This is a genomic window from Arthrobacter sp. STN4, from assembly GCF_024539665.1.
Lineage (GTDB): Bacteria > Actinomycetota > Actinomycetes > Actinomycetales > Micrococcaceae > Specibacter.
Genome location: NZ_JAKZGX010000046.1, coordinates 1 through 12,146 on the forward strand (window position 1 = coordinate 1; position 12,146 = coordinate 12,146).

Here is a 12,146-nt window from a genome sequence, read left to right on the forward strand (position 1 = left end):
GTTCGAAGGCAGCGACCTCAACGCGCGAGCAACATCCATGGTGGCCATATTAACTGAGACAAACCCCAGAAAGCCGTAGGTGGCCAGGTAAGTTGCGAAAATGGCCAACTAAATTGAGACAGGACACCCGCCTCCGAGTTGCCGAAGGCAAAAACCTCCCCGGCAACAGCCTCCTGCAGGACGTAGTGGAGGGAGTCGTCGCCGCGCTCGTGCAGCAGGTGTGCGACGCCGGTCCACACCAGGTGCATGTTGACCGCCAGTGCGGTGGCCGGGGCGGCGGTCGCCAGGCGGCGTTGCGCCGCGGCGGCCTGTTGCAGCCCGTAGCCGAGCCCGCCGTCGCCGGTGGCGGCGAACATGCCCAGGTAGCGGCGTTCCTTCAGCTCGGCCAGGTCCTCGTGGAAGAACTCGTTGCGCTCGTCGTAGCCCTTGGCGCGGGCACGGAAACGCTCCAGCAATTCCTCGGACAGCAGCTGTTCCGGTTCCATGGCTGGGCCTAGTAGCTGCTGAGCAGGCGGTCGAGCACCCGGGCGCCGAACTTCAGCGATTCCACGGGCACCCGTTCGTCGACGCCGTGGAACATGCCGGTGAAGTCAAGCTCCGGGGGCAGCTGCAGCGGGGCGAAGCCGTAGCCGGTGATGCCCAGGCGGGACAGCGACTTGTTGTCGGTGCCGCCGGAGAGCGTGTACGGCAGCACGGTGGCGCCGGGGTCCTCGGCGTGCAGGGCGTCCACCATGGCGTCCACCAGGTTTCCGGCGAAGGGCGTCTCCAGGGCGACGTCGTCGTGGATGGTGCTGATGTCGATGCCGTCCCCGGCAAGGTCCCGGACCATTTCCAGGACCTGTTCATGCTGGCCCGGCAGGGTGCGGATGTCCACCATGGCTTCCGCCGTCGCGGGAATCACGTTGGCCTTGTAGCCGCCGGACAGCAGGGTGGGGTTGGACGTGTTTTGCAAGGTGGCGCCCACAAAACGCGACACGGTGCCCAGCTGGTCCAGCAGCGCCTGCGGGTTTCCCTCGTCAAATTCGACGCCGGTCAGCTCGGAGACGCCCTCCAGGAACGCCCGGGTGGTGTCCGTGTATTCAATGGGCCATTCGTGCCCGCCAATCCGGGTCACGGCGCGCGCCAGCCGGGTGACGGCGTTGTCGGTGTTGATCTGCGAGCCGTGCCCGGCCCGGCCGTGGGCGGTCAGGCGCAGCCAGGACAGCCCCTTTTCCGCCGTCTGGAGCAGGTATGCGCGCTTGCCGCCAATGTCCGCGGAGAAGCCGCCCACCTCGGAAATGGCCTCTGTGGCACCGTCAAAAATGTCGCGGCGGTTGTCCACCGACCACCGGGCGCCGTAGGTGCCGCCGGCCTCCTCGTCGGCGAAGAACGCAAAGACAATGTCGCGCCTGGGCTTGCGCCCGTCCAGTGCCATGGAGCGCATGACGGAGAGGATCATGGCGTCCATGTCCTTCATGTCCACGGCGCCCCGGCCCCAGATCAGGCCGTCCTTCTCCTCGCCGCCAAACGGGTCGACGCTCCATTCGTGCGCCAGGGCCGGGACGACGTCGAGGTGGCCGTGGACCACGAGCGCCGGCAGGGAAGGGTCGCTGCCCTCGATACGGGTCACGACGTTGGCGCGCCCGGGATCCGACTCGTAAAGGTCGGCGGGGAGCCCCACCTCGGTGATCAGTCCGGCGACGTGTTCGGCGGCGGCGCGCTCCCCCGGGCCTTCGTTGGTGCCAAAGTTGGTGGTGTCGATGCGGATGAGGTCCTGACAAATGCCGACGACTTCGTCTTCCGGCCGGACGGTGTTCACGAGGGGCTCCTTCGGGCTCTTCTGGTGGTCACTTCAGCCTACATCCGAGGCCCCTCTGGGCCTTGCTTGGCGGAGGCGCCGGCAGGCCGCTGGCCCGATTGTTGTTTGCGGCAAAAGCTGTGCTATCGTATTTCTCGCTGCTTCGGGGGCGAACGGTTCATCCGGATGGATGGCCGGTCCTCCCGAATTCACCTTGCGCGGGTGGCGGAATGGCAGACGCGCTAGCTTGAGGTGCTAGTCCTGGAAACGGGGTGGGGGTTCAAGTCCCCCTCCGCGCACATGATGGCCCGGAAGACCTGAAACGGTCTTCCGGGCTTTTTTGTGTTTCGGTTTGTGTTTCTGCCGGCGGAGCGCGGCCGGGCGGGCCCCGGCCCCTGCCCCTGCCCAGCCGCGACGCTATGCGGCGGCGGCGCGAAAACCGGTGCCAGAGCCAGGCAGCCAGGGAGGCGCCGAAGAGGGCCCCGGCGCATGGCAGCAGGGTCCTGCCGTCACGGGCGTGGGCCGGCACTGCCCGGGTCTGCACCACCCGCAGCAACAGCCACTCCCCCGCCCGCTGGGTGATGAACACCAGGGCCAGGCCCGGCAGGCGGAGTGCGGGCGTGGCCAGTCCCGGTCGGCGGCGGACGGCGGGCCAGAGCGTCGTGGCGACTGTGCACAGGGCGGCCACGGGAAGCGTGACGACCACGGCCTGGACGAGGAGAATGTGTAGTGGAAGGCCACGGAATTCATAATTCATGCAGGCGTCCCTGGAGGGGAGGGACGGCAGGGCCTGGGTCGGTGGGGCCTGAAGAGGTGGAAGCGGGGGCCGTAGGGCCTGCGGCGGGCGGGATGGCCAGGAACCGGCCGCCGGCCTTCAGGTGGGGGGTGAACCTTTTGGGCATGGCCTCCGTTTGTAGGGGTAGGCCGGTGCCGCCGGCAGCCAAAGCGCGAAAGGGGGGTGGAGATGGACCAGCAGGCCCGCACGGGCACGCCGACGCGCGAGGAAGCCATGCGCGCCCTCCACCGGGACTATGCCGTCCAGCTGACGCGCTTCGTCCAGCGCCTGACCAGTGAAGGCACCGTGGCGCAGGATGTGGTGGCCGAGACCTTGCTCCGTGCATGGGAGCACCCCGACGTCCTGCAGCGCACGGAGCCCGCGCTGCGGGGCTGGTTGTTCACCGTGGCGCGGAACCTGGTCATCGACGACTGGCGCAGCGCCCGGCACCGCCGTGAGATCGGCACGGACCAGCTGCCTGAGCATCCGGGGCCGGACCAGACGGACCGGATCCTGGATGCGTGGCTGGTCGAGGACGCCTTGCTCACGCTCACGCCCGAACACCGCGAGGTCATCCGACTCGCCTACTTCGACGGGCAGGACACGCGCAGCATTGGTGCCGCACTTGGCGTCCCGGACGGAACCGTCAAATCGCGGCTGCACTACGGCCTCCGCGCCCTGCGGCTGGCACTCGAGGAAAGGGGCGTGAGCAGCCGGTGACCACCACCCCTTCTGCCGTGGACCCCTATTCCGCCTGGGACGCGGCCTATGTCCTTGGCTCCCTGACGGCAGCCGAGCGCCGCGAATACGAACAACACGTGGACGGCTGTGACGCGTGCCGCAACCGCCTGGCCGAGTTGTCCGGCCTGCCCGGACTGCTTTCCCTGGTGGGCCGCGACGCCGTGGCCCCCGGGGCACCCAAGCCGTTGCCCAGCGCCGCCCCCTACGCCGTCTTTGCCCGGAAGGTACGACGCCGGAGGGCCGGCCTGGCGGCCGCGGCGGCTGCCGCTGCCCTGGTGTTGGGCGGCGGGACGGCTGCTGTCACGGCGGGCCTGATTCCCCCCGCTGCGCCGCCTGCGACACAGGCCGGCCACGCTCCGGGCCGGACTGGTACCGCAGCCTTGCAATTGACCTTTGCCAGCACCGGGCAGCGGTTGCTGGCCGCACACGGCCAGGCCAGCCCGGAGCCTTGGGGAACCCTCCTCTCCTGGACGTGCAATTACAGCACCGGAACAACGGGCGGGCCGGTCTACGGGAACACGGGCAGCCCGGTGGTGCCCACTGCATATGAACTCGTGGCGGTCACCACCACGGGCAACCGGGTGACGCTGGCCACGTGGCGCGCCGCACCGGGAAGCAAAGTGTCTCCCGTGGCGACCACCACGCTGGCCGTGGGCTCCATCAAGGAACTGCTAATCCGGCAGCAGGGCGCCCCGGCGACGGGGGTTCCGCTGCTCCGGGCACGGCTTTAGGGCGGCCCCTGCGCCGGGCCGGCGGACCGGCGCAGGGGCCGCCAGCGGGTCCGGGAAGGGATCAGTAGCCCTGCCCTGAATAGGGACTGGGCTTCATAGACGGTGCGGAGGACAACTTCCTGCCGTTGGGTGCCACCACCCACCACCCGGCACCAAATCCCTGGCTTCCCTGCCCCGTGGTGTCCCCGGGCCCTATTTCGCCGGTTCGGGCGTGCCAGGTTCGGGAGTACCGGGGGCGTCCGCCACGGCGTCCGCGGGCCTGGTGTCCACAGACCCACCGGCCGCCACGGCGGCACCCCGCCTGCCGGCGTCGACCATGTCTATGGTGCGGCGCAGGGGAATTTCCTTCATGGGCAGCACGGCGGCCAGGGCCACCAGCATGGTGATGGCGCCGATCATGAAAATCAGGGCCGGCCCGTCGCCGCAGGCAGCGCGGACAATGACCTTGACGGGGTCAGGCAGGCTGGCCAGGTCCATGGTGGCGTGCGGTCCGCCGGCAGGCTTGACGCCGGCCCCGGCGAGGCCGGCATTGACCACGCTGGTGACGCGGGTGCCCATGACGGCGCCCAGGATGGCCACGCCGGCGGCCCCGCCCACGGTGCGGAAGAACGCCGCGGACCCTGACGCCGAGCCGATGTCCTTCACTGCGACGGTGTTTTGGACGGCCGGGAGCAGGTTCTGCATCATCATGCCCGGGCCCAGGCCGAAGACAAACGTGTAGCTGCCCACCAGGGCCAGGTTGGTGTCGTGGGTGATGGTGCCGGTCAAGCCAAGGCCTGCGATCAGCAACAGCGCACCGCCCACCAGGAAGCGCTTCCACCTGCCGAACCGGGTCACCATCTGGCCGGAGTACCGTCCACGTTCGCGCGGGGAGATGATGGTGCCGATGATCGCCTGAGCGAGGGCTGTCAGGCCGCCCATGGCGATGCCCTGGATGACGCGGGCCGTGAGCAGCAGTGGAATGGTGGTGGCGAAGCCGGCCATGGCGGAGCCCGCCACGAAGATGATGATGCTCAGCTGGACCAGCAGTTTTTTGTCAAAGAGGTCGGCCAGCCTGCCCCACATCGGGGTGGCGGCGGCGTTCGCGGGCAGTGCCGCCATGATGACCCAGGCAAAGTCGGTCTGTGTGCAGTGGAGCTGGTCCATGATGGTGGTCAGCGCGTTGGCCACGATGGCGGTGAAAAAGGCAGCCAGCAGGCCGGTGAGTGCCTCCAGCACGTGGCGGTGGGTCATGCCGGCACTGTTGGTGCCGGCCGTGGGCCCCCACCTAAAAAAGCAGCCCGCCATCGGAATTCGATGGCGGACTGCTTCCCGGCGGGGGTCCCTGGACCCGGCGGCAGCGGGGCCGCGGCCCCGGCGCCGGACCTGCCCCGGTGCCCGTCAGGGCTGGGTGGTGCCGGCCGTGACGCTCCCGCGGAAATGCACCCTGGCGCTGCGGGCGTTCCAGGCGGTGAACTCGCTGCCCAGCCAGCCGCCGTCGTCCGCCCGGGTGTCCGCAATGTGCAGGGACACCGTCGCGGGGAGGAAGATCGGCGCCTCGAAGGCAATGTCCCAGCTAAACGCCTCGGGCTTGGGCGAACCGATGTCGGAGACCACGCGCGAGGCCGCATACATGCCGTGGGCGATGGAACGCCTCAGCCCCAGCGCCTTCGCGGACAGCACGCTGAGGTGGATGGGGTTGAAGTCCCCGGAGACCGCGGCATAGGCGCGGCCGGTGTCGACGCCCAGCCGCCATTGCGCGGTGGGCTGCGGCGCGGAGAAAGGTTCCCGCTGCGCCCCGGCCGGCCTCGGCGACGGCTTGTCCAGGCCCGGAAGGTAGATCCCCTTTGCCAGATAGGTGGAGACGCCGCGCCACAGCAGCGCCGTGCCGTCGCTGCTTCGCACCTCCACCACCAGCTGGACCTGGGTGCCGGCGCGGTGCCCGGCCAGGTCCCTGGCCCAGGCCCGGATGGTCAGCACGTCGGTAAAGCGCACGGCGGCGTAGTGGTCCACCTGGTTGCGCAGGTGGACCATGCCGAGCAGCGGCAGCGGGAAATCGTCCTGCACCATGACGCCCATCGCCACCGGAAACGCCAGCGCGTGGATGTAGCCCGACGGCAGGACGTCCCGGGCGGGCTTGCCCAACAGGTGCGCGAAGGCCGTGAGCTTTGCCAGGTCGGCGGTGACGCCCCGGACCTCCAGGGCCCGGGTGGGCAGTGCCACCACGGGGACGGAACGCGCCAGCCGCTTCATGGCGGCCGTCGCCGCGGCGTTGACATACTGCTTCGACAGCGACGGCATCTCCGTCAGCACGTTTTCCATGCTCACTGCCCCACCAGGTTCTGCCCGCACACGCGCAGGATGTTGGCCGTGACCCCGGCCGAGGCCTCCGAGGCGAAATACGCGATGGCCTCGGCCACGTCCTCCGGCCGCCCGCCCTGCTGCAGGCTGTTGAGGCGGCGGGCCACCTCGCGGGTGGCGAACGGGATTTTCGCGGTCATGGCGGTTTCGATGAAGCCCGGCGCGACGGCGTTGACCGTGCCGCCTTTTTCAGCCAGCAGCGGCGCGGTGGCACGGACCATGCCGATCACGCCCGCCTTGGACGCGGCATAGTTGGTCTGGCCGCGGTTGCCGGCAATCCCGCTCGTGGAGGAGACACTGATGATCCGTGGGTGGTCCGCGAAGTGGCTGCTGGCCAAAAGTGCCTGGTTGATGCGCAGCTGCGCGGCAATGTTGACTGCAATCACGGAGTCCCAGCGGGCGGCGTCCATGTTGGCCAGCAGCTTGTCCCGTGTGATGCCGGCGTTGTGCACCACGATGTCCAGCCGGCTGTGGCGCTGTGCCGCATGGTCCAGGATGCGGGCGCCGGCTTCGGTGGCGGTGATGTCCAGCTGCAGCGCGGTGCCGTGGACTTCATTGGCAACGGCTGCCAGCTGGTCCCCCGCGGCCGGCACGTCCACGGCCACCACCTTGGCGCCATCGCGGGCCAGGGTGCGGGCAATGGAGGCGCCGATGCCGCGGGCGGCGCCGGTGACGACGGCGACCCTGCCTTCCAGGGGCCTGTCCCAGTTGGGTTCCGTGGCGCTTCCCTCGGAGGAGGCGGTCAGGAACTGGCCGTCCACGAAGGACGAGCGTGCGGAGAGGAAGAAGCGCAGGGCCGACATGGTGCTGGGTGCGTCTGCGGCGGTGCCGTTGGCCAGGACCACGCCGTTGGCGGTGGCGCCGGCGCGCAGTTCCTTGGCCAGGGAACGCAGGATGCCGTCCACGGCGTTGCGTGCGGCGGCGGCCTCGGGGGTGTCCTGCGCGTCGGCCCGCCGTGAGATGCCCACGATCCGGCCGTTGCGCTGGAGGTCACGCAGGGCGCCGCCGACTTCCCGCAGCGGCGCGGACAGCTGGTCCGGATGGGCCAGCTCGTCCAGCACCAGCACGATGGCGCCCAAGGTGTCCCTGGGTGTGGCGTGCCGGCGCACGTCCTGGCCCCAGGACAGCAGGACGGCCGAAACGGCGTCGGCCCCCGCGGAGTGGCCCACCACCAGGATGGGGCCCTGGACCAGCGGGGCGCCCGGCGTGAAGCGGCGCAGGACGGCGGGCTGTGGCAGGCCCAGGCGCTTGGCCAGTTCCCGGCCCAGGCCGCCGGAAACTAGTTCCGTGTACTTGTCCGAGGACACCTTCTGTTGTGCTGCCATCGCGGCTACCTGGCTTCCAGCAGTGCCACGACGCCTTGGCCGCCGGCCGCACAGACGGAGACCAGGCCGCGGGCCGGGCGGCCGTCCACCAGGCCGCGCTCGCTGAGCATCTTGGCCAGGGTGGCGATCAACCGGCCGCCGGTGGCGGCGAAGGGGTGGCCGGCGGCAAGTGAGGAGCCGTTGATGTTGAGCTTGCGGCGGTCCACCGTGCCGAAGGCGCCGTCCAGGCCCAGCCGCGTCCGGCCGAACTCCTCGTCCTCCCAGGCCGCCAGGGTGCTCAGCACCGTGCCGGCGAAGGCCTCGTGGATTTCAAAGTAGTCAATGTCGTCAAAGGTCAGCCCGTTGCGCGCCAGCAGGCGCGGGACGGCAAACACGGGGGCCATGAGCAGGCCGTCCCTGCCGTGCACAAAGTCCACGGCCGCGGCCTCGCCGTCCACGACGTTGGCCAGCATGGGCAGCTCATGGTCCCGGGCCCAGTCCTCGGAGGCGAGCAGCACGGTCGAGGCGCCGTCGGTCAGCGGGGTGGAGTTGCCCGCCGTCATGGTGGCGGCGTCGCCCAGGTTGCGGCCGAAGACGGGCTTGAGCCTGGCCAGTTTTTCCAGCGAGGAGTCTGCGCGCAGGTTTGAATCACGGGTCAGGCCGCGGAAGGGCGTCACCAGGTCGTCAAAGAAGTGCCGGTCGTAGGCGGCGGCGAGATTTTTGTGGCTGGCCAGCGCCAGTTCATCCTGTGCCTGGCGCGTGATCTTCCATTGGGCGGTGGTCAGCGCCTGGTGCTCACCCATGGACAGCCCGGTGCGGGGCTCTCCCGTGGACGGGGTGTCCGGGGCAAGGTCCCTGGGCCGGAGCCGGCCGAGGATCTTCACCTTGCCGGCCATGGTCTTGGCCCGGTTGAGGTCCAGCAGGATGGCACGCAGGCCTTCACTGACGGCAATGGGGGCGTCGGAGGCGGAGTCCACGCCGCCGGCAATTGCGGAGTCGATCTGCCCCAGCTTGATCTTGTTGGACAAGCCGATGACGGCCTCCATGCCCGTGGCACACGCCTGCTGGAGGTCATAGGCAGGCGTGGTGGCGAGGAGTGCGGAGCCCAGCACGGCCTCACGGGTGAGGTTGAAATCGCGGGAGTGCTTCAGGACGGCTCCAGCGGCCACCTCGCCGATGGATTCGTCCTGCAGCCCGAACCGGGCCACAAGACCATCAAGCGCCGCCGTGAGCATGTCCTGGTTGGAGGCGTGGGCATAGGCGCCGCCGGAGCGGGCGAAGGGGATGCGGTTGCCGCCAACCACCACCGCCTTACGGATGGTGCCGGCGCTCGCCGTCGTGTTTTCTGCCGTGGGGGAACTCATGGAGCGGTCTCCTTAGATGTGGCGTGAATTACTGATACCCAGCGTACCTGATACGCTGGGTATCGTGAACTCGCTACCAACAGGGCAGGCCGCGCCGCCGCCCCTCCCCGTCCCGGGCGGCACGCCTGTCGACGGGCGCTCGGTGAGGTGGGAAGCGCACCGGGAGGAACGCCGTCGTTCGCTTATCAGGGCGGCCCGGCGGGCCATCCACCACCTGGGCCACGACGCCTCCATGGAGGACATCGCGGCCAACGCCGGCACCTCAAAGTCCGTCTTTTACCGCTACTTCGGTGACAAGGCCGGACTCCAGCAGGCCGTGGGGAGGGTGGTGATCGGGCAGATGCAGGCCACGATCGTCGCCGCCGGGAGGACCGCCAAGACCCCGCGCGGGGGCCTGGTGAACATGGTGACCGCGTACCTGCAGATGGCTGAGACGTCGCCCAACGTGTACACCTTTGTGACGTCCCCACCCGACGCCGGCCCGCTCCCCGAGGGGGACCTCAGCGGCTTCTTTGAGGCCGTCACCGCCATGATTTCCGAACCGCTGCGGGAGCTGCTGGGCGATCCTGACTCCCCCCTGCTGGGCTACTGGCCGACGGCGGCGATCGGGCTGGTGCGGGCCGCGGGCGAGCTGTGGCTGAAGACTCCCCCATCCGCGGCCAAGCCCGACCACCGGGCCATGGCCGAACAGATTTCTGCGTGGCTGTTCGACGGCGTCGCCCAACAGGTCGCCCCGGCTCCACGCCCCACCGACAATCCAAAGCAAGCAGAAGGAACCCGATGACTGACGTACTAAGCCGTTCAACCAAACACACCCACGACGACGGCGCACGTGTTGACGTTGCCGCCCTGGGACAAGCGCTGCTGGGCAAATGGGCCGAGGTGCGCCTCCAGGCACGCGAACTGGCCGGACGCCCCGAGCTGCACAAGGTTGAGGGGCTCTCCCATACCGTGCATCGCGAACGTGTCTTCCGGCAGCTTGGACTGCTGGTGGAAAACAACGGCGTGCACCGCGCTTTCCCCGTGCGGCTGGGGGGCACCAGCGACCATGGCGGCAACGTGGCCGGTTTTGAGGAGCTGGTGCTGGCTGACCCGTCCCTCCAGGTCAAGGCGGGCGTGCAGTGGGGCCTGTTCGGCTCCGCAGTGCTGCACCTGGGCACGCAGGAGCACCAGGACAAGTGGCTGCCGGGCATCATGTCCATGGAGATTCCGGGATGCTTCGCCATGACTGAAATTGGCCACGGCTCCGACGTCGCCTCGATCGCCACAACGGCCACCTATGATGCCGTCACCCAGGAGTTCGTCATCAACACCCCTTTCCGTGCTGCCTGGAAGGAGTTCATTGGTAACGCGGCCGTGGACGGTCTGGCTGCGGTGGTGTTTGCGCAGCTCATCACGCGTGGCGTGAACCACGGTGTCCACGCCTTCTATGTGGATCTGCGGGATCCGGAGACCAAGGAGTTCCTTCCTGGAATCGGCGGGCTGGACGACAACATCAAGGGCGGCCTCAACGGGATCGACAATGGCCGCCTGCACTTTTCCAATGTCCGCATTCCCCGCACCAACCTGCTCAACCGATATGGCGACGTGGCCGGGGACGGCAGCTACTCCTCCTCCATTACGAGCCCGGGGCGGCGATTCTTCACCATGCTCGGCACCCTGGTGCAGGGACGCGTATCGCTCGACGGTGCAGCCGTGGGCGCCTCCAAGGTGGCCCTGAAGATTGCCATTCAGTACGCGACGGAGCGGCGTCAATTCAACGCCGCGTCGGACACGGAGGAAGTGGTGCTGCTGGACTACCAACGCCACCAGCGCCGTCTCCTGCCGCGCCTCGCGACGACCTATGCCGCGGCTTTTGCCCATGAGGAGCTGCTGCAGAAGTTCGACGGCGTCTTCTCCGGCACCCACGACACGGACGAGGACCGCCAGGACCTGGAGACGTTGGCCGCTGCGTTGAAGTCGCTGTCGACGTGGCATGCCCTGGACACGCTGCAGGAGTGCCGCGAGGCGTGCGGGGGCGCCGGATTCATGGTTGAAAACCGCCTCACCTCGCTGCGTGCCGACCTGGATGTGTATGCCACGTTTGAGGGCGACAACACGGTCCTGCTGCAGTTGGTGGCCAAGCGCCTGCTGGCGGACTACTCGAAGGACTTCCGCAACCTGGACTTCGGCGTCCTCGCCCGCTTTGTGGTGGGCCAGGCGGCTGACCTCACCTGGAACAAGTCCGGTCTGCGCCAGGTGGCGCAGTTCGTGGCCGACTCAGGATCCGCCCAAAAGTCGGCCAAGGCCCTTAGGGACGAGGACACACAACACGAGTTGCTTGCCGGCCGCGTCCAGTCCATGGTGTCGGACATTGGGGCAGCGCTGAAGGACGCCGGGAAGCTGCCCAAGGATAAGGCGGCCGAGCTGTTTAACAGTAACCAGAATGCGTTGATCGAGGCAGCCCGGGCCCATGCTGAACTGCTGCAATGGGAGGCGTTCACCGAGGCGCTGCGCCGCATTGGGGACCCGGGCACCAGGAAGGTCCTGGCCCGGCTGCGCGACCTCTTTGGCCTGACACTCATCGAGAAGCACCTCGACTGGTACCTGATGAACGGGCGGATCTCCATGCAGCGTGCACGCACGCTGGCACCGTACATCAACCGCATTCTGACGAAACTGCGGCCCCACGCACTGGACCTGGTGGACGCGTTTGGCTACGGGCCGGAGCACCTTCGGGCCACGATTGCCACCGGGATTGAGCGCGAACGCCAGGACGAGGCACGGGACTACTACCGCAAGCTGCGTGCCAGCAAGGACGCCCCGATGGACGAGAAGGTCATGGTGCAGAAGGCCAAGGCCCGCAGGTAGGGGCGCTTTTGGGGCTTGTCCCATTCGTTCAACTTCAATGTATTCGACGGCGGCACCCGGCGGAGGGAATTTTCCCGCCGGTGCCGCCGTCGATTAAGGGTTGGGCCCTGGATCCGGTTGCGGGGTATTTCTTGGCCGACGGCCTTAGCAGCCGGTGCCGTGGGGGTTTTCGTTGCAGTTGTCGGCGTAGTTGTGGGTGACGGCGCGCCAGACGGTGAGGGGCAGGGGTGGTGAGGGGATGTGGCCTTGGCCGGGGATGGGGAG

9 protein-coding genes, 1 tRNA gene and 1 pseudogene are annotated in these 12,146 nt (G+C 68.5%); 5 read left to right on the forward strand and 6 right to left on the reverse strand.

Annotation, left to right across the window (positions count from 1 at the left end):
• Positions 1-125 precede the first annotated feature (125 nt).
• Positions 126-485: pseudogene (locus MMF96_RS18720) on the reverse strand (acyl-CoA dehydrogenase family protein); the annotation flags it as partial.
• 8 nt (positions 486-493) lie between these two features.
• A complete protein-coding gene (locus tag MMF96_RS18725; protein WP_256884398.1) occupies positions 494-1,798 on the reverse strand; it encodes a M20/M25/M40 family metallo-hydrolase in 1,305 nt (434 codons plus the stop codon).
• A gap of 195 nt (positions 1,799-1,993) precedes the next feature.
• Between MMF96_RS18725 and MMF96_RS18730 the strand changes: the two genes are divergently transcribed.
• The 3 genes from MMF96_RS18730 to MMF96_RS18740 all read left to right on the forward strand — a co-directional run bounded on the left by MMF96_RS18730 (position 1,994) and on the right by MMF96_RS18740 (position 4,024).
• A tRNA-Leu gene (locus MMF96_RS18730) sits at positions 1,994-2,076 on the forward strand.
• A 665-nt stretch (positions 2,077-2,741) separates the two neighbouring features.
• A complete protein-coding gene (locus tag MMF96_RS18735) occupies positions 2,742-3,272 on the forward strand; it encodes a sigma-70 family RNA polymerase sigma factor (RefSeq protein ID WP_256884399.1) in 531 nt (176 codons plus the stop codon).
• The gene (locus MMF96_RS18740; protein ID WP_256884400.1) at positions 3,269-4,024 is read left to right on the forward strand and encodes a zf-HC2 domain-containing protein; all 756 of its coding nucleotides are present in this window, start codon (positions 3,269-3,271) and stop codon (positions 4,022-4,024) included. Before MMF96_RS18735 ends, MMF96_RS18740 begins: the two co-directional genes overlap by 4 nt.
• Positions 4,025-4,216: 192 nt before the next feature.
• Here the strand turns inward: MMF96_RS18740 and MMF96_RS18745 are convergent, their stop codons facing one another.
• The 4 genes from MMF96_RS18745 to MMF96_RS18760 form a co-directional block, all read right to left on the reverse strand.
• A complete protein-coding gene (locus tag MMF96_RS18745; protein ID WP_306295994.1) occupies positions 4,217-5,257 on the reverse strand; it encodes an MFS transporter in 1,041 nt (346 codons plus the stop codon).
• Between the two features lie 147 nt (positions 5,258-5,404).
• Positions 5,405-6,325 (reverse strand): MaoC/PaaZ C-terminal domain-containing protein, encoded by a 921-nt coding sequence (locus MMF96_RS18750; RefSeq protein ID WP_256884405.1) that lies wholly within the window; start codon positions 6,323-6,325, stop codon positions 5,405-5,407.
• Between the two features lie 2 nt (positions 6,326-6,327).
• The gene (locus MMF96_RS18755) at positions 6,328-7,689 is read right to left on the reverse strand and encodes a 3-oxoacyl-ACP reductase (RefSeq protein WP_256884401.1); all 1,362 of its coding nucleotides are present in this window, start codon (positions 7,687-7,689) and stop codon (positions 6,328-6,330) included.
• A gap of 5 nt (positions 7,690-7,694) precedes the next feature.
• Positions 7,695-9,032, reverse strand: coding sequence for an acetyl-CoA C-acetyltransferase (locus tag MMF96_RS18760; RefSeq protein WP_256884402.1), 1,338 nt, complete (start codon positions 9,030-9,032; stop codon positions 7,695-7,697).
• 64 nt (positions 9,033-9,096) lie between these two features.
• On the opposite strand from MMF96_RS18760, the gene MMF96_RS18765 reads away from it, so the two are divergent.
• A complete protein-coding gene (locus MMF96_RS18765; RefSeq protein WP_256884403.1) occupies positions 9,097-9,816 on the forward strand; it encodes a TetR/AcrR family transcriptional regulator in 720 nt (239 codons plus the stop codon).
• A complete protein-coding gene (locus tag MMF96_RS18770; protein ID WP_256884404.1) occupies positions 9,813-11,882 on the forward strand; it encodes an acyl-CoA dehydrogenase in 2,070 nt (689 codons plus the stop codon). The genes MMF96_RS18765 and MMF96_RS18770 overlap by 4 nt, the downstream gene beginning before the upstream one ends.
• Positions 11,883-12,146: the final 264 nt, after the last annotated feature.

Coding starts and splice junctions, on each gene's coding strand:
- MMF96_RS18770 (WP_256884404.1), top strand. CDS start 9,813: ATGACTGACGTACTAAGCCGTTCAACCAAACACACCCACGACGACGGC.
- MMF96_RS18755 (WP_256884401.1), bottom strand. CDS start 7,689: ATGGCAGCACAACAGAAGGTGTCCTCGGACAAGTACACGGAACTAGTT.
- MMF96_RS18750 (WP_256884405.1), bottom strand. CDS start 6,325: ATGGAAAACGTGCTGACGGAGATGCCGTCGCTGTCGAAGCAGTATGTC.
- MMF96_RS18760 (WP_256884402.1), bottom strand. CDS start 9,032: ATGAGTTCCCCCACGGCAGAAAACACGACGGCGAGCGCCGGCACCATC.
- MMF96_RS18745 (WP_306295994.1), bottom strand. CDS start 5,257: ATGACCCACCGCCACGTGCTGGAGGCACTCACCGGCCTGCTGGCTGCC.
- MMF96_RS18735 (WP_256884399.1), top strand. CDS start 2,742: ATGGACCAGCAGGCCCGCACGGGCACGCCGACGCGCGAGGAAGCCATG.